This window comes from Providencia sp. PROV174, from assembly GCF_028480685.1.
Lineage (GTDB): Bacteria > Pseudomonadota > Gammaproteobacteria > Enterobacterales > Enterobacteriaceae > Providencia > Providencia rettgeri.
On the sequence record NZ_JAMPOT010000025.1, the window covers coordinates 13,166 to 34,115 of the forward strand.

At 42.8% G+C, this 20,950-nt stretch carries 18 protein-coding genes; 12 read left to right on the forward strand and 6 right to left on the reverse strand.

The features are described from left to right. The first annotated feature begins 357 nt into the window (after window positions 1-357). The 12 genes from cysG (at window position 358) to rpoS (ending at window position 11,365) form a co-directional block, all read left to right on the forward strand. Entirely contained in the window at window positions 358-1,770 is a 1,413-nt protein-coding gene (cysG, locus tag PSE60_RS19285; RefSeq protein WP_272666467.1) for a siroheme synthase CysG, read from the forward strand. A gap of 13 nt (window positions 1,771-1,783) precedes the next feature. After that, window positions 1,784-2,692 (forward strand): sulfate adenylyltransferase subunit CysD, encoded by a 909-nt coding sequence (cysD, locus tag PSE60_RS19290; protein ID WP_004913887.1) that lies wholly within the window; start codon window positions 1,784-1,786, stop codon window positions 2,690-2,692. Between the two features lie 36 nt (window positions 2,693-2,728). After that, on the forward strand, window positions 2,729-4,171 hold the full coding sequence (gene cysN, locus PSE60_RS19295; protein ID WP_272666468.1) for a sulfate adenylyltransferase subunit CysN: 1,443 nt from the start codon (window positions 2,729-2,731) through the stop codon (window positions 4,169-4,171). Window positions 4,172-4,176: 5 nt separating this feature from the next. Beyond that, window positions 4,177-4,785, forward strand: a complete 609-nt coding sequence (gene cysC / locus PSE60_RS19300) for an adenylyl-sulfate kinase (RefSeq protein ID WP_272666469.1) — start codon at window positions 4,177-4,179, stop codon at window positions 4,783-4,785. 160 nt (window positions 4,786-4,945) lie between these two features. Then, the gene (ftsB, locus tag PSE60_RS19305) at window positions 4,946-5,233 is read left to right on the forward strand and encodes a cell division protein FtsB (RefSeq protein WP_004260736.1); all 288 of its coding nucleotides are present in this window, start codon (window positions 4,946-4,948) and stop codon (window positions 5,231-5,233) included. Between the two features lie 67 nt (window positions 5,234-5,300). Further along, the gene (gene ispD, locus PSE60_RS19310; protein WP_272666470.1) at window positions 5,301-6,038 is read left to right on the forward strand and encodes a 2-C-methyl-D-erythritol 4-phosphate cytidylyltransferase; all 738 of its coding nucleotides are present in this window, start codon (window positions 5,301-5,303) and stop codon (window positions 6,036-6,038) included. Window positions 6,039-6,047: 9 nt separating this feature from the next. Then, on the forward strand, window positions 6,048-6,560 hold the full coding sequence (gene ispF, locus PSE60_RS19315) for a 2-C-methyl-D-erythritol 2,4-cyclodiphosphate synthase (RefSeq protein ID WP_004260732.1): 513 nt from the start codon (window positions 6,048-6,050) through the stop codon (window positions 6,558-6,560). Continuing rightward, the gene (gene truD / locus PSE60_RS19320; RefSeq protein ID WP_272666471.1) at window positions 6,526-7,584 is read left to right on the forward strand and encodes a tRNA pseudouridine(13) synthase TruD; all 1,059 of its coding nucleotides are present in this window, start codon (window positions 6,526-6,528) and stop codon (window positions 7,582-7,584) included. Before ispF ends, truD begins: the two co-directional genes overlap by 35 nt. Continuing rightward, a complete protein-coding gene (surE, locus tag PSE60_RS19325) occupies window positions 7,562-8,323 on the forward strand; it encodes a 5'/3'-nucleotidase SurE (RefSeq protein ID WP_004260729.1) in 762 nt (253 codons plus the stop codon). The genes truD and surE overlap by 23 nt, the downstream gene beginning before the upstream one ends. Beyond that, window positions 8,320-8,946, forward strand: coding sequence for a protein-L-isoaspartate(D-aspartate) O-methyltransferase (locus PSE60_RS19330; RefSeq protein WP_004913875.1), 627 nt, complete (start codon window positions 8,320-8,322; stop codon window positions 8,944-8,946). The genes surE and PSE60_RS19330 overlap by 4 nt, the downstream gene beginning before the upstream one ends. A gap of 307 nt (window positions 8,947-9,253) precedes the next feature. Continuing rightward, window positions 9,254-10,324, forward strand: a complete 1,071-nt coding sequence (gene nlpD / locus PSE60_RS19335; protein ID WP_109912008.1) for a murein hydrolase activator NlpD — start codon at window positions 9,254-9,256, stop codon at window positions 10,322-10,324. Window positions 10,325-10,378: 54 nt separating this feature from the next. Continuing rightward, complete coding sequence (rpoS, locus tag PSE60_RS19340) at window positions 10,379-11,365, forward strand: RNA polymerase sigma factor RpoS (RefSeq protein ID WP_102140104.1); 987 nt, start codon at window positions 10,379-10,381, stop codon at window positions 11,363-11,365. Window positions 11,366-11,444: 79 nt separating this feature from the next. On the opposite strand, the gene miaE is transcribed toward rpoS, so the two are convergent. The 6 genes from miaE to PSE60_RS19370 form a co-directional block, all read right to left on the reverse strand. Continuing rightward, entirely contained in the window at window positions 11,445-12,209 is a 765-nt protein-coding gene (miaE, locus tag PSE60_RS19345; RefSeq protein ID WP_272666472.1) for a tRNA isopentenyl-2-thiomethyl-A-37 hydroxylase MiaE, read from the reverse strand. Window position 12,210: 1 nt separating this feature from the next. Then, window positions 12,211-14,778 carry a DNA mismatch repair protein MutS gene (gene mutS / locus PSE60_RS19350; protein WP_272666473.1) on the reverse strand — a complete coding sequence of 856 codons (2,568 nt, stop codon included), beginning with the start codon at window positions 14,776-14,778 and terminating at the stop codon, window positions 12,211-12,213. A 422-nt stretch (window positions 14,779-15,200) separates the two neighbouring features. Beyond that, window positions 15,201-16,499: a c-type cytochrome gene (locus PSE60_RS19355; RefSeq protein WP_272666474.1), complete on the reverse strand. Its 1,299-nt coding sequence runs from the start codon at window positions 16,497-16,499 to the stop codon at window positions 15,201-15,203. After that, a complete protein-coding gene (locus PSE60_RS19360; RefSeq protein ID WP_272666475.1) occupies window positions 16,492-18,768 on the reverse strand; it encodes a xanthine dehydrogenase family protein molybdopterin-binding subunit in 2,277 nt (758 codons plus the stop codon). The genes PSE60_RS19355 and PSE60_RS19360 overlap by 8 nt, the downstream gene beginning before the upstream one ends. Continuing rightward, window positions 18,765-19,238, reverse strand: a complete 474-nt coding sequence (locus PSE60_RS19365) for a (2Fe-2S)-binding protein (RefSeq protein WP_272666476.1) — start codon at window positions 19,236-19,238, stop codon at window positions 18,765-18,767. The genes PSE60_RS19360 and PSE60_RS19365 overlap by 4 nt, the downstream gene beginning before the upstream one ends. Before the next feature lie 382 nt (window positions 19,239-19,620). Beyond that, window positions 19,621-20,940 carry a cytochrome c gene (locus tag PSE60_RS19370; protein WP_247605300.1) on the reverse strand — a complete coding sequence of 440 codons (1,320 nt, stop codon included), beginning with the start codon at window positions 20,938-20,940 and terminating at the stop codon, window positions 19,621-19,623. Window positions 20,941-20,950: the final 10 nt, after the last annotated feature.

The following is a 20,950-nucleotide window of genomic DNA, read 5'->3' on the forward strand; positions in this document are numbered from 1 at the left end:
TCAAGCCGCAGCGTTGTTGGCTACGTGCAACTCGAATTATTTAGGGTCTTGAATATAAATAAATAATCACTGAATTAATAAAATATTTGTTTAATTACAAAGGAATACTTTTGTATTTAAAAAAGTATTCCAAGCTAATCATTAAATTAAATCAGTAATTAGTTAACTTGTTAAATTTAATCTAAGTTCTATTTTTTATTTGTATTTATAGATTTTTCATCGGGTTTGTGATGGTTATTTGGCTTATTCCTTTCAGTTACAAGAAAGAGCTTTTTGTCATTTCAAACCTGTTGTTTGAAACCATATAGTCAATTTTATATTTCTTATAATCAGTTTATATAACGATGGGTGAGCAAGATGGATTATTTACCGTTATTTGTCGATGTCCGCGCACGAAAGGTCGTGTTAATTGGCGGCGGTGTGGTCGCAGCTCGAAAAGCAGAATTGCTAATAAAAGCACAAGCTGACTTAGTGATCATCTCACCGACGTTATGTACACAGTTACAAGCGGAGCACCAACAAAATAAATTTGTTTGGTTAGCTGAAGATTACCGATCTATTCATTTAGATGATGCTTTTTTAGTTATCGCAGCAACAGATGATGCATTACTGAATGAAACCGTTTTCTATGACGCTAATGAACGGAAAATATTCGTTAACGTGGTTGATGACCAACCGTTATGTTCATTTATTGTACCTTCTATTATTGATCGTTCTCCGGTGATAGTGGCGATCTCTTCGGGAGGAACAGCACCTGTTTTGGCTCGTTTACTTAGAGAAAAATTGGAAACGATGCTACCAACCTCCTTGGGAAAAATGGCGGAAATAGCCGGCCGCTGGCGTCATAAAGTCAAAGAAACACTAACGAGTATGCGTGAAAGAAAGCGCTTCTGGGAAAAAAGCTTCAGTGGACGTTTTGCTTCGCTAGTCGAAAAAGGGCAATTCAGTGAAGCGGAACAACAATTGGAACGTCAATTGTATGAGCCGGATAACCATGGCGAATTAATCTTAGTCGGTGCCGGTCCGGGGGATGCGGGGCTACTCACGTTAAAAGGGTTGCGAGTTTTACAAAGTGCAGAGGTGGTTTTGTATGACCATCTGGTGAGTGAAGAAATACTCGAACTGGTTCGTCGCGATGCTGACAAAATTTGTGTTGGGAAACGCGCAGGAAATCACAGTGTTTCCCAAGAAGAAACCAATGCTTTGATCGTGAAATTTGCTCAACAAGGTAAAAAAGTGGTGCGCCTTAAAGGTGGCGATCCATTTGTGTTTGGACGAGGGGGAGAAGAGCTACAAGTAGCGGTACAAGCGGGGATCCCATTTCAAGTGGTTCCAGGTGTGACCGCGGCGATTGGTGCAGCCGCTTACGCGGGGGTACCGCTGACTCACCGTGAGCATTCACAGAGCATTACGTTTATTACGGGTCATTGCCGTGAGAATGGAATGGAACTTGATTGGCAAGCGCTTGCTCGAGGGAACCAAACGTTAGCTATCTATATGGGCACCGTAAAGGCTGCGAAAATCAGCGAACAGTTGATTCAATTCGGCCGTGCTGAAAATACCCCTGTTGCTGTTATCGGCTGTGGCACTAGGCGTGAACAAAAAGTAGTGACTGGCAAATTAAACGAGCTTGAAGTATTAGCACAGCAGGCACCCGCTCCTGCTTTGATAGTGGTTGGTGAAGTGGCTGCATTACACCAACAACTCGCGTGGTTTGGTTCTCAAACCGAAGACATCAGATGGCGCAGTGCCGTATTGGAACTGGCTTAAGTAAGGGGCTATCGTGAACGACAAAAAATTGACTCATTTACAGCAGTTAGAGGCAGAAAGTATTCATATCATTCGTGAAGTTGCCGCCGAATTTGCTAACCCAGTCATGCTGTACTCTATTGGTAAAGACTCCTCTGTGATGCTGCATTTAGCACGCAAGGCATTTTATCCGGGAAAACTGCCATTTCCTCTTTTACATGTTGATACGGGATGGAAATTTCGTGAAATGTACGAGTTTCGTGATGCAACAGCAGAAAAATATGGTTTTGAGCTACTTGTTCATCGTAACCCTGAAGGGGAAAAGCTAGGGATCAACCCGTTTGTACATGGCAGTGCTAAGCACACCGATATTATGAAAACCGAAGGCTTAAAGCAGGCTTTGGATAAATATGGTTTTGATGCTGCATTTGGCGGTGCTCGTCGTGATGAAGAGAAATCACGCGCAAAAGAGCGGATCTACTCTTTTCGTGATCGATCTCATCGTTGGGACCCTAAAAACCAGCGGCCTGAGCTGTGGCATAACTATAATGGGCAGGTCAATAAAGGGGAAAGTATTCGTGTTTTCCCGCTATCAAATTGGACAGAACTCGATATTTGGCAATATATCTATTTGGAAAACATCGATATTGTTCCCCTGTATTTTGCAAAAGAACGGCCAGTTATTCAGCGGGACGGCACTTTGTTAATGGTGGATGATAACCGTATTGACCTACAAGCAGGTGAAGTCATTAGTCAGCAAAAAGTGCGTTTTAGAACATTAGGTTGTTGGCCACTGACGGGAGCTGTGCCATCAGAAGCACAAACGCTGCCTGAGATTATAGAAGAAATGTTGATTTCTACGACGAGTGAGCGACAGGGCCGGCTGATTGATAGCGACCAATCCGCTTCGATGGAGTTGAAAAAGCGCCAAGGTTATTTTTAGTGGGCAAGGTTAATACGCAAAGTCAGGAGAAAAATCATGGCACAAGCCGTTTATAATGAATCAATCGCTCATCAAATCGAACAGCAAGGTGGTGTAGAACCTTATTTATTGGCGCAGCAACATAAAGGATTATTACGCTTTTTAACCTGCGGTAATGTGGATGATGGTAAAAGTACTTTAATCGGCCGTTTACTGCATGATACTCGCCAAATTTACCAAGACCAGCTGTCAACTTTGCAAAGTGATAGTAAGCGGATAGGGACTCAAGGGGAAAAACTTGACCTTGCTTTGCTGGTGGATGGCCTTGCCGCTGAACGCGAGCAGGGGATCACCATCGATGTGGCTTATCGTTATTTTTCAACAGAAAAACGCAAATTTATTATTGCGGACACCCCCGGCCATGAGCAATATACGCGCAATATGGCGACAGGAGCATCCACTTGCTCACTTTCTATTTTGTTGATCGATGCTCGAAAAGGGGTACAGGAACAAACGCGTCGCCATAGTTTTATTAGTACATTGCTTGGGATCCGCCATCTTATTGTTGCCGTCAATAAAATGGATCTGGTGGATTACAGTGAAGCCATTTTTGAAAAAATAAAGCAGGATTACCAAAAGTTTGCAATGGAATTGCCTGTGGATTTAAAGGTATGGTTTGTACCTATCTCAGCCCTAGATGGCGATAATATTGTAAATGCTAGCGATAATTTTAAGTGGTATCAAGGTGATACGCTATTGTCGATATTGGAAAATGTTCAAGTGGAACAAAAAGCTTCGGAGCAAGCTTTGCGTTTCCCTGTGCAATATGTGAACCGCCCAAATTTAGACTTTCGCGGATACAGCGGGACATTATCAGCAGGGATCGTGGAAGTGGGTCAAAAGGTCAAAGTGTTGCCATCAGGCGCCACTTCAGCAATTAAAGAAATTGTGACTTTTTCAGGGGGACAAGATTTTGCTGTACCGGGGGAAGCGATTACATTAGTGCTTGAGGATGAAATTGATATTAGTCGTGGCGACTTAATTGTTGCACAAAATGAAACCTTACAAACGACGCAGCATGCCTCTGTCGATGTCGTGTGGATGTCTGAACAGCCGTTAGTTCAAGGCCAACAACTTGATATTAAAATTGCGGGAAAACGCAGTCGGGCAAAAGTGGAAAATATTCAATACCAAGTTGATATCAATAATTTAACCCAGAAAGTAGCGACAGAGCTGCCGTTGAATGGAATTGGTTTAGTCGAGTTTTCCTTTGATGAGCCATTGTTACTGGAAAACTACCAACGCAATGCAGACACTGGCGGAATGATTTTTATTGATAGGCTCACAAATGTGACGGTTGGCGCGGGTTTAGTTCGCGAAACACAAGCCCCTGTTTTTGAACAATCCAGTGATTTTAGTGAGTTTGAAATTGAGCTAAACAAATTAGTACGCCGCCATTTCCCACATTGGGGTGCGCGTGATGTATTGGGTGGGAAATAATACGGATGACAAAAGACAACCATATTGTTTGGCACCAACACCAAGTAACTCGCCAATTACGTGAAAGTAATAATGGCCATAAAGGTGCTGTGTTGTGGTTCACCGGGTTATCCGGTTCTGGGAAATCGACATTAGCAGGGGCAATAGAGCACCAATTGACGTCCATGGGAATGAAAACCTATTTATTGGATGGCGATAATATTCGCCATGGTTTATGCCGTGATTTAGGGTTTAATGAGGCCGATAGGCAAGAAAATATTCGTCGAGTGGGGGAGGTGGCGAAGTTAATGGTCGATGCAGGGTTAATTGTTGCGACAGCATTTATTTCGCCTTTCCAAGCGGATAGACAGAAAGTTCGTGACTTGTTTGAACCCGAGCAATTTTTTGAGTTGTACGTGGATACACCCGTAAGTATCTGTGAACAACGAGACCCCAAGGGGTTATATCAACAAGCGCGGGAAGGAAAAATAAAACAATTCACGGGGATTGATTCCCCTTATGAAATACCTCAACAGCCTGAGTTGCATCTGGATGGACAACAACCCATTTCGGATTCTCTTTCCCAAATTATTGCGCTTTTATTGCGCAATCATGTCATTCAGCTAGATTATTAATACAGCTTAAATACCTCCTTTATTTTATCCGATGGTAAAATAAGGCGGTATTTTGCGTATTCAAACCCGACTTAATCTGACTTTTTATCACAATTTTAGTATCACAGTAGCGTCAATCGTTGAGTTATGGGATGATTAGCAAATCATTTCAGGGGGCAAGATGGGTAAATTAACGCTACTATTAATTGCGATATTAGCTTGGTTACAGTATTCCTTATGGTTAGGCAAAAATGGCATACATGACTACGTACAAGTCAAAGATGATGTCGCCGCTCAGGAAATTGTAAATTCGCGTTTAAAAATGCGTAATGAACAGCTATTCGCTGAAATCAACGACTTAAATGATGGCCAAGATGCGATTGAAGAACGAGCCCGAACAGAGCTTGGGATGATCAAACCTGGAGAGTCATTTTATCGAATGGTTAAAGAAAGTAATAACCAGAAATAGACACAGTAATATGATGTCAAAATAGTATACCCATTAGCCTGATAATTTCTGATGTAAGAATTCAACAATGACAAATCCAAACCATGCCCCACAAAATAATCTCCCGCAAATTGTTGCACTGATTCCTGCTGCTGGGGTAGGTAGCCGTATGAATGCAGAGTGCCCAAAACAATACTTGCAGGTTGCAGGTAAAACAATCATTGAGCACACCATAAGCGCATTACTAGAAAATGATAAAGTGCAAGAAATTGTGGTTGCGTTGAGTGCAGAAGATGATTATTTTCAACAGCTTGAAATTTCTAATCACCCTCGGGTGGCGACGGTTGTTGGTGGCAAAGAACGTGCTGATTCAGTATTAGCGGGGCTGGATTTTTTAATTGCTAACCCCCAATTTTCAAATTGCTGGGTATTAGTGCATGATGCCGCGCGTCCCTGCCTTCATCAATCAGATTTAAATGAAATTATTCAATTAGCAGCGGAACAAAATTGTTGTGGTGGGATCCTCGCTGCCCCAGTGCGCGATACCATGAAACGTAGTTCAACAGCTGGCCAATTAATTGACCACACAGTTGAACGTGAAGCGTTATGGCATGCCCTTACGCCACAATTTTTTCCGTTAATATTATTACGGGACTGTCTAAGTAAAGCCTTGAAAGAAAACGCAGTGATCACCGATGAAGCTTCTGCGCTAGAATATTGCGGCCACCAACCGGTGTTAGTTGCTGGCCGCGCTGATAATTTAAAAGTGACACGCCCAGAAGACCTCACTTTAGCGGAATTTTATCTTTCAAGAATGAACAACTAAGGAAAAAAAATGAGAATCGGACACGGTTTTGACGTACACAAATTTGGTGGCGAAGGCCCTATCATCATTGGTGGCGTGCGTATCCCTTATGAACAAGGTTTGCTCGCGCATTCTGACGGTGATGTGGTCTTACACGCGTTAACCGATGCAATTCTCGGCGCTGCTGCACTGGGGGATATTGGTAAATTATTCCCTGATACTGACCCTGCATATAAAGGAGCCGATAGCCGAGTTTTATTGAGAGACGCATTTTGCCATGTGCGTGCCAAAGGGTATCGCATTGGTAACATTGATATTACTATCATGGCTCAGGCGCCAAAAATGTTGCCACATATCGCTCAGATGCGTGTGAATATTGCCGAAGATCTTGAGTGCCACATGGATGATGTTAATGCAAAAGCGACCACAACAGAGCAACTCGGTTTTGTGGGGCGTAAAGAAGGCATTGCCTGTGCTGCGGTTGTTCTTTTAATAAAAGATAATAGTAATGAAAGTAATGAATGTTCAGTACCTGCATGGTAAGCCATTATCTTCTGGCACGTTAAAAAGTGTCCCTGAAGATTTTATCGTCAAAGAAGATTTAGGCTTTGAGCTAGATGGCGAAGGCGAACACGTTATGGTTCGTGTGGAAAAAACAGGCTGTAATACAGTGTTTGTTGCTGAACAACTAGCAAAATTTGCTAAAATTTCAGCGAGAGCTGTCAGTTACGCAGGTTTAAAAGATAGGCATGCAGTAACGGAGCAGTGGTTTTGCCTGCAAATGCCAGGTAAAGAAACGCCTGTTTTTTCGACTTGGCAACTTGAAGGCTGCCGAATACTGGCTGTCACTCGGCAAAAACGCAAATTACGTATTGGTTCCTTGAAAGGAAACCAGTTTGAAATAACGTTGCGTGATATTTCGGATGCAAAAGATGTTGAACAGCGTTTACAGAAAGTTGCATTAACAGGGGTGCCTAATTACTTTGGTGAACAACGCTTTGGGCGTGATGGACAAAATTTAACGCAAGCGTTACGTTGGGCAAACCAAGAAATCAACGTGCGTGAACGCAACAAGCGTAGCTTCTATCTTTCAGCTGCTCGTAGTGCAATGTTTAACTATGTGGCAAGCGAACGTATTGCAAATAATACCGCTCAACACGTGATGTTGGGAGACGCATTGCAATTAACTGGCAGGGGAAGTTGGTTTGTCGCGACACAAGATGAGTTTGCTACATTGCAACCTCGCCTGGAGTCCAACGAATTAAGCATTACCGCGCCATTACCGGGTGATGGGGAGTTGGGTACTCAGGATGAAGCACTGGCATTTGAAACTCAGTGTTTAGTTGATTATCAACCTTTTATCTCTTTAATGCAGCGTGAACGAGTTTCTCCAGCTAGACGAGCGGTGATAACTAAACCCCAAAACTTACAATGGGAATGGTTGGACGACTCGACGGTAAAACTGAATTTTTTCTTAAACTCGGGTTGTTTTGCGACCAGTGTTGTGAGAGAAATTATTAATCAAAATGGGCAGGATAATGTCGATGCTAAAGATTTTATTGAGTAATGACGATGGGGTAAATGCGCCGGGAATTCAAACTCTTGCGGCAGCGCTACGCCAATATTATCATGTTCAGGTGATTGCGCCTGATCGCAATCGTAGTGGGGCTTCGAATGCATTAACATTAGATAAACCACTTAAAATTCAAACGCTAAGTAATGGTGACCTTGCTGTACAAGAGGGAACGCCAACGGATTGCGTCTATATTGGGGTTAATAAAGTGGTACGTCCACGCCCTGATATTGTTGTATCTGGTATCAACTGCGGCCCTAATTTAGGGGATGATGTTATTTATTCAGGTACTGTTGCAGCGGCAACTGAAGGCCGTCACTTAGGTTTACCTTCAATTGCGGTATCGTTAGATGGGGAAACGCATTATGAAAGTGCGGCTAAAGTGACATGCGATATTCTTGCGCTCTTACAGAAGAACCCATTGCGTGCAGGGAATATCTTAAATATAAATGTACCAGATATCCCGTACGAAGAAATTAAAGGTATCAAAGTCACTCGCTGTGGCAGCCGTCATGCTGCCTCTGAGGTGTATAGCCTAGAGGACCCAAAAGGGAATACATTGTATTGGTTAGGGCCAGTTGGGGAGATCCGTGATGCCAGTCCTGGAACGGATTTTGAGGCTGTGCAAAATGGGTATGTTTCAATTACGCCATTACAAGTTGACCTAACCGCTTATAAAGCACACTCATTAGTGGAAGAGTGGCTCGAAAAATCAGGAGTGTCAGTAAAATGAAAACAGGGCTCATGAAAGAACTTTTGGCTCAATTACGCCAACAGGGAATTCACGATGAGCGCCTATTAGATGCCATTTCACTTGTTCCTCGGGAACGGTTTGTGGATGAAGCGCTCTCCCATAAAGCCTATGACAATATCCCATTACCTATTGGTCATGGGCAAACTATTTCACAGCCGTATATTGTTGCTAAAATGACAGCGCTATTGGCTTTAGCACCGGATGATCACGTTCTTGAGATAGGGACAGGTTCAGGGTATCAAACCGCAGTATTGGCCCACTTGGTTAAGCATGTTTTTTCTGTTGAGCGGGTGAAGAGCTTGCAATGGGCAGCCAAACGGCGCTTGAAGCAACTTGATTTACACAATGTTTCAACTCGTCATGGTGATGGTTGGGAAGGTTGGCAATCAAAAGGGCCCTTTGATGCCATCATTGTTACCGCAGCACCAACAGAAATACCGACTCTGCTATTAGGGCAATTAAAAGACGGTGGGCGAATGGTTCTACCTGTCGGTGATAAAGAACAAGCACTAAAGCTAATTACCCGACGAGGTAATGATTACCATACAAATGTTATCGAAAAAGTTCGTTTTGTCCCATTGATCGCTGGCGATCTTCTTTAATCTACTTGCAATGGTATTTAATAAAAGCCTGACTATTTTTATAATGGGTTTAAATAAAATATCATTGCAAAGGTTTCATTAACTCAAATAGCAGTAAAACCATTCTAAATATGATACTTTACCCAACTGAATTTGAGAGAATAGCTTAAACCGTTAGGTCATACTCTCAATTTATTATATTTTTAATATATTTAACTTGTTCACTATTTTGTATTTCTGCTTTAATAAGTGAAATATTTTATGATAACTCTATTGCTGACATTGTTTTGAATTGTCACGTCAGATTTTTCTTCACGGGAGAAGAAGCATGAAAATTGTTAGCCCTATAAGCAGAATTCGATGGGCCGTCATCTTTTCATTTAGCGGAGCGCTATTGGCTGGTTGTTCTACACCGTATCATACAGCAGCACCTATTTCGAGTGTGAATGATAGTCAGTCTCGCCAGCAAACGGTGCAAAGGACGACACCGGCCTCGTCACCAAATACGGGTATGAGCACGGCAATGCCGTCGTCTCGTCCTAATATATCGAATAATTCAAATACACAACCTGTAAGTCGTAGCTCAGCACCGGTAACAACCAATGGTGAAGGGCGGATTGTCTATAACCGCGACTATGGCAGTATTCCAAAAGGTAGCTATAGTGGCAATAGTTATACGGTTCAGCGTGGTGACACGTTATTCTATATTGCATACTTAACAGGTAATGATTTCCGTGAGTTAGCATCGCGAAACAATATTCCAGAACCATACAGCCTCAATGTAGGACAGGTTATTAATATTGGTAACACAAATGTGAACTCGAGCACTCAATTAGCCGCAAATTCATCAAATAGTCATCAGCAAGCGGTTGATCTTCGAACAACTAATGAGTATCCTGCAAATAGTGGTGGTCAAACTTCAGGTAAGATGTTGCCTAATAATAAGAAACCTGCAACGCAAGTTTCAACGACAACAACAACCTCGACAACAACCGCTTCTACCGCAGTTAGTAGCACAAATAATTCGTCAATAAAATGGCGTTGGCCAGCTGATGGGAAAATGATTGAAGGTTTCTCTGACGCTCAAGGCGGGAACAAAGGGGTAGACATAGCCGGTTCTCGTGGTCAAGCTGTGCTCGCTGCTGCGCCAGGAAAAGTCGTTTACGCAGGTAATGCTTTGCGTGGATACGGAAATCTAATAATTATAAAACATAACGATGACTACCTAAGTGCTTATGCTCACAATGACACATTGCTTGTGCGTGATCAGCAGGACGTCACTGCAGGTCAAAAAATAGCGACTATGGGTAGTACTGGAACCAGTTCAGTTAGATTACACTTTGAAATTCGTTACAAGGGAAAATCAGTAAACCCGTTGCGCTATTTGCCGCAACGATAAACTGGGCAGAGTGCTTTGACATTCTGTCCGCATTATCTAGGGTAGGAGTCACTGATGAGCCAAAGTTCGCTGAAAGTTAACGAGTTATATAATGACCTCGATGAAAGTAATTTAAATGACACTTTTGACGAGAGTCAGTTTAAAGAAGAGGATCTGGTTACTGAGCTAGATGACGAAATGGATTTACTCCAGAACACAAATCAGCGTGTTCTGGATGCCACTCAAATTTATCTTAGTGAAATTGGGTTCTCACCACTCCTTACAGCAGAAGAAGAAGTTTTCTATGCAAGACGTGCATTGCGTGGTGATATTGCATCACGACAGCGTATGATAGAAAGCAACCTTCGTCTCGTTGTAAAAATATCACGTCGTTATAATAATCGAGGCCTTGCATTACTCGATTTGATTGAAGAAGGGAACCTTGGGTTGATTCGCGCAGTTGAAAAGTTTGATCCTGAAAAAGGGTTTCGCTTCTCGACGTATGCAACGTGGTGGATCCGTCAAACGATCGAACGCGCTATCATGAACCAAACTCGAACTATTCGCCTTCCTATTCATATCGTTAAAGAACTCAATATTTACCTTCGTACTGCACGTGAATTAGCCCAAAAGTTGGACCATGAGCCAAGCCCCGAAGAGATCGCTGAGCAGCTAGATAAACCTGTTGAAGATGTCAGTAGGATGTTACGTTTAAATGAACGTATCACATCTGTTGATACACCAATTGCAGGGGACTCAGAGAAATCTTTGCTTGAGGTATTGTCTGATGATAATGATTCAGGTCCAGAAAATACAATTCAAGATAATGACTTAAAAGATAATATTGTTAAGTGGTTATATGAATTGAACCCAAAACAGAGGGAGGTTTTGGCACGACGTTTTGGGCTTTTAGGCTATGAAGCTGAGACTCTGGAAGAAGTTGGTCGTGAAATTGGGCTAACAAGAGAACGTGTTCGCCAGATCCAAGTTGAAGGTTTAAAGCGATTAAAGGATATTTTACATGGTGAAGAGTTGACCCTAGAGTCGCTATTTAATATGTAAGGTGTTAATTAGATAGCTAAAGGCCCCTATAAGCTAAGGTTTATAGGGGCCTTTTATTTATGAGTAATAAAGAATGAACTTAGTTAATGGGGAGTCCGCTATGAAATTTAAAATCATCATCAGGTGTCGAAATTAATTCTGCTTCAATAGTGCCAAAATAATTAACTCGCTCAGTAATATCTTGTTTGCTAATTAATTGTGCTAAGTGCAAATAATCTTGATAGTGGCGAGCTTCTGAGCGTAATAACGAAATATAAAAATTTGCCAGCGGTTCATCAAGAAATGGGGCTAGTTTAGCAAAGCGCTCACAAGAACGTGCTTCGATATAAGCACCAATAATTAGCTTATCAACTAAGGTTTTTGGATCGTGTGGGTCGATATGACTTAACAACCCTTTAGCGTAACGCCCCGCAGTGATGCCATCGTATGGAATATTACGCTCATGCATAATCTCTAAAACTTGGTAAAAATGATGAAGCTCTTCTTTGATCAGCAAGACCATCTTATCAATTAAATCTTGGCTATAAGGTGACTGTTTTTTTGCCAATATTTGTTTAGAAACCTGATTTTTGTTTCTTAATGTATGGATGTCACCAACCCTGTCATAAGCAAATGATTCATAAGGTTTAAACCATTCAAGTAGCACTGCTGCACTTTCTTTATCGACAGCGTACTTGCGAATTAAAAACATTGCACTTTGCGCAGCTTTTAATTCACATAACAGATGATCTTTTAAAATAATGGGCAAGTTCTCAGGCAAACTGGCCTTTTCTACCCATAAATCAGGCGTTTCACATTGTAGAAACTGGCGGATTGGCGCAAGTAACTGTGCGTATTCATCCATGCTACTTATCCATATCCTTTAACCGATAAATCCAATCTAGAGCTTGGCGGGGTGTGAGTTTATCTGGGTCAATCCCTTCCAATGCGCTGAGTACTGGTGAGGGTTCAGCATCTTCTGTGGTTAAAAAACTAAGCTGGGCGCTATCTACATGACTCGCATTGGCATTGTTTGAGATAACTTCGAGTTCTTTAAGCTTTTGTTTTGCCCGTTTAATCACATCTTTTGGTACACCCGCAAGAGAAGCGACAGCAAGGCCATAGCTTTTGCTGGCGGCGCCATCTTGAACATTATGCATAAAGGCAATGGTATCACCGTGCTCAATAGCATCGAGGTGAATATTGACCGCGCCTTCAAGTTTTTCAGGTAGTGTTGTTAGTTCAAAATAATGCGTTGCAAATAACGTCATTGCCTTGATTTTATTAACTAAGTTTTCGGCGCAAGCCCAAGCAAGGGAAAGGCCATCATAGGTTGACGTTCCGCGACCAATTTCATCCATTAGTACTAAGCTATGTTCTGTTGCATTATGCAGAATATTCGCGGTTTCTGTCATTTCGACCATGAAGGTTGAACGGCCAGATGCAAGGTCGTCAGAGGCTCCAACACGGGTAAAAATACGGTCGATTGGGCCTATCACCGCTTTGCTTGCAGGGACAAAACTACCGATATACGCTAACAGAGTAATCAATGCTGTTTGGCGCATATAGGTACTTTTACCGCCCATATTTGGACCTGTGATGATCAATAAACGACGTTGTGGCGATAGTGATAACGGGTTGGAAATAAACGGCTCACTAAGGACTTGTTCAACCACAGGGTGGCGACCTTCAGTAATTTGAATACCTGGTTTTTCAGTGAGTTGTGGACAAGCATAACCTAGAGTCTGTGCCCTTTCAGCTAGGTTGGCTAGGACATCTAACTCAGCGAGAGCTTCGGCACTGGTTTGCAGCGCAGCAAGATGAGGTAATAGCATATCAAATAACTCATCATACAGTGCTTTTTCAATAGCTAACGCTTTTCCTTTTGATGTCAATACTTTATCTTCATACTCTTTGAGTTCAGGAATGATATAGCGTTCCGCATTTTTTAACGTTTGGCGACGGACGTAATGGATAGGCGTTAAATGGCTTTGGCCACGGCTAACTTGAATATAGTAGCCATGAACAGCGTTATAACCCACTTTTAGGGTATCGATCCCCAGTTTTTCTCTTTCGCGTATTTCGAGTCTATCGAGGTAGTCGGTTGCCCCATCAGCAAGGGCGCGCCATTCATCAAGCTCACTATTATAACCTGGGGCGATAACACCGCCATCACGTACCAACACAGGTGGTGCATCAATAATGGCTTTTTCAAGTAAGTCTTGTAGCTCGTCAAACTGGCCAATACGATTTTGAAGGGCTTGTAAATATGAACTACTCGATTGGCTCAGTATTTGATGAATATCGTGGTATTGCTGGAATGCGTAACGCATACGGGTTAAGTCACGTGGGCGAGCGGAGCGCAGCGCTAAGCGCGCTAATACCCGTTCTAAATCGCCGATTTGACGTAAAAATGGTTGTAATTCAAAGCCGCATTCTTGCAGTGCACTGATAGCTTGTTGGCGGTTATTTAATACTTGAATGTTACGTAATGGGGTATGCAACCAACGTTTTAGCATACGGCTACCCATCGGAGTCACACACCTATCTAAAATGGCAGCAAGTGTGTTTTCTGTGCCCCCTGCAAGGTTTTGGGTGATCTCTAAATTGCGACGAGTTGCTGCATCCAAAATGACATTATCATTTTGTTTTTCCATCACAATACTGCGAATATGGGGCAGTGACGTGCGTTGTGTATCTTTCACATATTGCAATAAGCAACCCGCAGCTCTGAGCGCTTTATGGGCATCTTCAACCCCAAAGCCGATTAAGTCTTTCGTACCAAACTGCAAACCTAGCTGTTGTTTTGCCGTATCAAGTTCATATTCCCACAATGGGCGGCGGCGCAAGCCTTTATTGTGTTCAATTAATGCCATACTGGCGAAGTCTTCTGGATACAGAAGCTCAGCAGGGCGGGTGCGTTGCAGTTCAGCTTGAAGGGCTTCTTCGTCGGCGATTTCACTAATAATAAAACGGCCAGAGGTAATATCTAACGTTGCGAAGCCAAAACCTTGCTGGTCTTGCCATACTGCGGCTAACAGGTTGTCTTGCCTTTCGTTTAATAGCGCTTCATCGGTGATAGTCCCCGGGGTGACAATACGTACGACTTGGCGCTCAACCGGCCCTTTGCTGGTAGCTGGGTCGCCAATCTGCTCACAAATGGCGACGGATTCCCCCATTTGTACTAATTTGGCTAAGTAACCCTCGGCAGCATGGTGGGGAACACCGGCCATAGGGATCGGTTGCCCTGCAGATTGCCCCCGCTTAGTGAGGGAAATATCCAATAATTGAGATGCTTTTTTAGCGTCATCAAAAAACAGTTCGTAGAAGTCACCCATGCGATAAAATAGCAGTATGTCTGAATGTTGTGCTTTTAGTTTTAGATACTGTTGCATCATAGGGGTGTGAGATTCGAAACTTTGCTTATCAGTCATAATGTTGTCTGTTCTAACGTATTGAGTTAACTAAATTCTGTGAGTGTATTTGACGATTATTTTCAGAGACTAAAATACCACAAATCGCAACAAATGAGAGTAGGCAAACGTGTTAGCCATGCAATTCTCTATAGTATGACGTGATTATCACAGGGGCAATGCGTGTTTGGTCATTAATAGTCTGAAATATTGTTAAGTAGAGTGTATGTTTTTTTCATCTAGAAAATAGGTTCACGATAACCACTAAATAATTATTGGTAGATATCTGCTTAGTTTGAGAGTTATTTAGGCATTACGGAAAATAATAAGTCGTGCTTTTAGTTATTTTTTTGAGACGGAATATCTCATTTTCTTGAGTAGAAATAAGTAACGCAAATAACGGTGCGTAGATATGACCGTTATTTGCGCTAAAGATGAATGGGTTATTTAGCGGCTGTTTCCGCACGTAGCTGGCTGACTTGTTGTTCCAAATCAGGCCATGGTGACTTGTCGGTAAACGTTGTTCTTAGGTAATTTAAGAGTACTGCTATTTGCTGATCACTTAAATTATGACGAAAAGCAGGCATGCTACCGAGCCCTTCTGTTGCCTCATACTCGATTCCATTTAATACAACGCGAATGGCATTATCTGGGGTATCTGCATAAAGATTCGTATTTAAGGCTAAAGCGGGTCGTACACCTGACATTTGCGCACCTTTCGTTTGAGCGTGGCATGCCATACAAGCCCCTGAATACAACCTTGCCCCTTCAGAAGAGAGTGGTTCAATTTTATCTTCCGTTTGCTGTACGATTGTTACGGCTTGCGATGTGACCTGCGGATGATCAACGTCAGAAGTCAAATAGGTTGCAATAGCTTGTCTATCTTCTTCGGTTAGTTTAGAGGTTCCTTCTCTGATAACTGGTGCCATCGGGCCTGCTGCGACACCATGGTTAGCCGAGAATCCTGTACGCAAAAACTCTGCCATATCCTGATGGCTCCAAGCAACAGGTGAGGCTTGGTCACCTCGCAGCGCTGGTGCACTCCATCCTTCAGCATCTCCACCCATCAAGTGGCTATCTCCGCCTTTTTCACCAAATAAAATATCACGTGGGGAGTGGCAAGCGCTGCAATGGCCGAGCCCTTCGGTAAGGTATGCACCTCGGTTCCATTCATCAGTTTGTGAACTGTCTGGTTCGATTGGCCCGGCGGTTAAATACAGCTGATTCCATGCCCAAATTCCTTGGCGAATATTAAAGGGAAAGTTTAACGATGTCTTTGGTGGTTGATAACGAACGGGTTTTTGGCTCATTAACCATGCATAGAGATCATATAAATCATCATTGGAAGTATGAGTAAAAGCGGTGTAAGGGAATGCAGGGTATAAATAATTCCCTTCACGATCAACACCATAACGCATAGCCCGTTCAAATGCCTCATATGACCAGCTACCAATCCCTGTTTCTATATCAGGTGTTATATTTGTGGTGTAAATCGTGCCGAAGGGGATTTCCATCGCAAAACCCCCGGTATTTGTCTCACCGCCAGGCCGTGTATGGCAAACGGCGCAATCACCTAGTGCCGCTAATTTTTCACCACGGGCAATTTGAGCGTCAGTAAAACTTTGTGTCGAATTAGTGTGTAATGGCTTAATGGCAGATTGCCAACTCAGTGCAAGCCCCCCCACCGCAACAATAACGATAGCGAGCGCACTGTAGCCAAATATTTTTTTTGCCTTACTCATGAGCCACTCCTTGGTTTTTTGCAGCTATATCTAATGCTCGCAGAATACGTTCAGGGGTAAATGGAACTTCCCGCATACGTACACCTAATGTATCAAATAGCGCATTTGCTACCGCGGCAGCGCTTGGCACCGATGCAGATTCACCCGCTCCCATAGGGGGTTCATTGGGATATTCCATTAATTGAATGTCAATTTCGGGTAACTCATCGAAACGTAGAATAGGGTATCCGCCCCATTCAAGGGAGGTTGTGCCTGATTTATCAAAGGTGGCAAACTCTTTTAATACTCGGCTACAGGATTGAATAATGTTTCCATGGACTTGGTGTTTAACGCCATCAGGGTTAACCATTTGGCCACAGTCATGGGCGACATAGACTTTTTTGATGAGCACTTGCCCTGTTCGACGATTGACGGTTAAGTCACAGACCCAAGCTGCCCATGCGGCACCAAATCCCGGAAATTTACTGTGGAAATAACGCGCCCAGGCAAACCCTCGACCACTCACGACTTCTTCGGTTACAGGTGATGATTTTTGATGCATCGGCCCATCAACCCAATTCGCCTGTTTTTTTACGGCACTAATTAAAGCGATAGCTCGAGGATCATCTAAATATTTCAAGCGGTATGCTATAGGATCTTGCTGTGCTAAATAAGCAACTTCATCAATCCAAGATTCATGGGCAAATACATTTGGGAGCGCTGAAACTCCACGCATCCAAGATGCCCTAACAACAGGCGCGGTATCTTTAGCAATAACACGCATATGTGGGTATCGATATTGAGGGATAGCCGTGCGGTCTCCCATCTGTTGAATATCCGGTTTATTTTCTTTTTTCCCAGTTAAAATCAACGATAAAGTAGCGGCATTATTTGATGGATAACGCGTGCTGAGTTCGTAAGCGCTGACATTATTATTTTGATCAATTCCCCCTCGAATTTTAATCAATTGTCCTGTGCCTTTTGGCTCCCAGCCCGCTTCTTGTTCTCGCATTAATTGCACTCGCACGGGGCGTCCTGTCGCTTGAGACAGTAAAACGGCATCAGCAGCTACATCATCAGCACAGTTACGCCCATAGCACCCTGATGCTTCCATGCGATGAATATGTATTTGATATAGGTCTCTATCGAGTTGTAGTGCTAAATCTTTTCGCAGGTCATGAGGGTTTTGTGTGCCTGACCAGACATCGACTTTATCGCCGCGGACATCCGCGATAGCGCAAGATGGCCCAATTGATGCGTGTAAATGGTATGGCCAAACATAGTCTGCATTTACGGTTTTATGTAAATTGGCTAAGGCGCTGTCAACACCGTCATCATCTCGCAATATCCTATCTTGGCTGGGTAATCCATCAAGAGTGTCATGAAGCTTATCGAGGGTTAAATCGGGTAATCCTTGCCATTCTTTCCATTGGATTTTTAACTGACGCATAGCGTCTATCGCTTGTTCTTCACGTTCTGCAACGACACCAACAAAGTCATTGATGCGTACAATTTTTACAATGCCTTTTAGGTGAGCAATTGAACTTTCATCAATCGAAAGCAAACTATTTCCAAGTGGTGCGCTACTGTCTGTACCTGCATAAGGGGGGCGAATAACTCTGCCATGTAACATATCAGGTACTCGCATATCATGTACCCAAGTCAACTCACCTGTTACTTTTGCACGAATATCTACGCGTTGAATCGGCTTTCCGACATAAATAGCCTCAGAAACAGGTTTTAAGGTTACGTTTTCATCTAATTCAAAATGGAGATCTTGTCCTTTTGCCAATTGCGCATAACTCAAACGGCGTTCAGGTTGGGTGGTGACAAAAACATATCCATGCTCTGCTCGAACAGCTTCTATTGGTACATTTAACGCTTTTGCAGCAAGAGATGTTAGTTGTATGCGAACTTGAGCAGCAGCATGGCGTAAGGGGATAGACGTGACCTGAATGGTCGCACTGGCGATAGTCGGCCCTTGATCTGGTGTGCTTTGCGGGTCTCCGAGTATCATCGTCACTGATTCAAAAGAGACACCAATTTCATCAGCGACAATTTGTGCAAGTGAGGTACGAATTCCTGTCCCTAAATCCACGTGACCATTAAATGCAGTCACCGAACCATCAGCGGCAAGAGCAATAAAACTATCGACATAATTCAGAGGAATAGCTGCATTTTTGTTTGGTATTTTTTCTGCTGCAAATGAAATAGAAGGCAACATGTTACTGACAACGATGAGCCCACCAGCTTGCAGCAGACGGCGTCGAGTGATATCTAAAATACTCATGCTTTACCACCTTGTGCGATGATCATTTTAGCTTTTTTAGCGGCTTTTAATATTTCTACATGGGTTCCACAACGGCATAAATTAAAAGCGAGTTCTTTTTTTATCTCTTCTTCACTTGCATTAGGGTTACGTTTAAACAGAGCAACCAATGTCATTATCATGCCATTCGTACAATAACCACATTGTGCTGCTTGCTCATCAATAAATCCTTGTTGCACGGGATGGAGTGTCTCGGTATCACTAATGCCTTCTAGCGTGGTAATTTTTCTATTTTCTACTGTTGATACCGGTGTTGAGCACGAGCGAATGACTTTACCATCAATAAGTACACTACAAGCGCCACACTCGCCTAAACCGCAGCCATATTTGGGGCCATTGAGCTTTAAATCATTACGTAATACGTAAAGAAGTGGTGTTGATGGAGAAATATTGCTTAATTCAATCCATCTTCCATTGATATTTAGTTGCATATATTTTCCTTTCACATTGCTAATCACAATAAATGATAATTTAATGTTATTATTTGTATATTAACTATAACATAGGTTATTAATTTGAGTTGTGACTGTATGTGCTGGAGGAAATTTTTGTTAGGCATTTAGTAAGTGATTGTTAATGAGGGATAACATTGGAAAATACTCATGATTTGCGTGAGTGTTTGAGTCAGGTGATGTGAGAGGAAATCTGGTTTATATATTGGTTTTCTTTTAATAAAGAATAAGCGGATATTTTGAATTTAAAATTTTTATTTAATGTGAGGTACGTTGATATATTTCACTTGAATGTATCAATGAAAATAATTATGTCGCTTCCCTTCAATAAATAAGTTATTTGAAGAGAAGCGACGAATGATTACTGCGCCGCTTTTTTCAGTTTCTCAACTTGTTCGGCGGTGACGGGTTTACCTTGTCCCCCCCATTCGGCGCGCGCCCATGATATTAAATCTGCCATTTCTTGTGGCGTTAAATCATCAGCAAAACTTGGCATCGCATACATACGTTGCCCATTTGGGAAAGTGGTGGTTGGAATACCCGTTAATACTACACTGATAAAGGTTTCGGGGCTGTCCATCGCTAAGATGGCGTTACCCTTTAATGCTGGAATGCCATTTGGCACGCCTTCTCCGGTGATCCCGTGGCAGCCTGCGCAGGTAGACATATACATTAAGCGGCCAGTTTCCATGATTTGACTGACATTACCTACTTCTGGTGAGTTTGCTTCTGGCAATGGTGCAGGCGAAGCTTTGGCACCAAGTATTTTTCCTTGTTTATCCGTCATTAAATAAATCGCCATGTCATCAACATCGCTTTTTTTCATCTGACTAGTCGAAAAATGAGTTACTGTGCTCATATCTGCAAATGCAGAGCCTTGCGGGGCATTACCTGTAAGTAAAAACTGGCTCAAAGAGGCGGTATCGTACCCATGTTTGGAAAGCGCTTCGGCCGTGATATCAGGGATCGCTAAACCGGCTTCTTCACCCCCTTGAAGTGACCGTGAAAACTCGACGCCCATCATTAAGTTACGTGGTGAGTGACAAGCGCCGCAGTGCGCTAGACCTTCAACAATATAAGCACCTCGGTTCCACTCAGCAGAACGCTGTGGGTCATGGGGCGCATTTTGTTTAGGGAAATTGAGCAAAGTCCAGAAGTTCATAAATGGGCGAACGGGTAGGACAAATACGCCAGTATTTTCTTTGTTTGGCACATTAATTGGCGGAAGTGACATCACATAAGCATACAGGGCATCAATATCATCCGATGTCGTCATATGGGTAAATACAAACGGCATGGCAGGGTAGAGATTACCTCTTTCTTTGCCAATACCGTCTTTCAAAGCACGATGGAAATCAGCACGGGTATAGTTACCGATACCAAATTGCTTATCAGGCGTTATATTTGTGGAGTAAATGGTGCCGAAAGGGGTTCCGATAGCACGCCCGCCCGCGGCCAATGGCCCTTCAGGTAATGAGTGGCAACCAAAGCAATCTCCAGCGGTTGCTAGTTCTTGCCCTCTTGGCAGTAATTTGGCGACTTCTTCTGAAGTCAGCGGTTTATCTAAATTAGGGCCGATACTGGAAGTACGAAAAGCACCAAATAGGATCGCAAGCATTAATACGATGAATAATAAGATAATAATATAAATGCTTTTACGTAGAGAGCTGGATTTAGCCATGATATTTCTC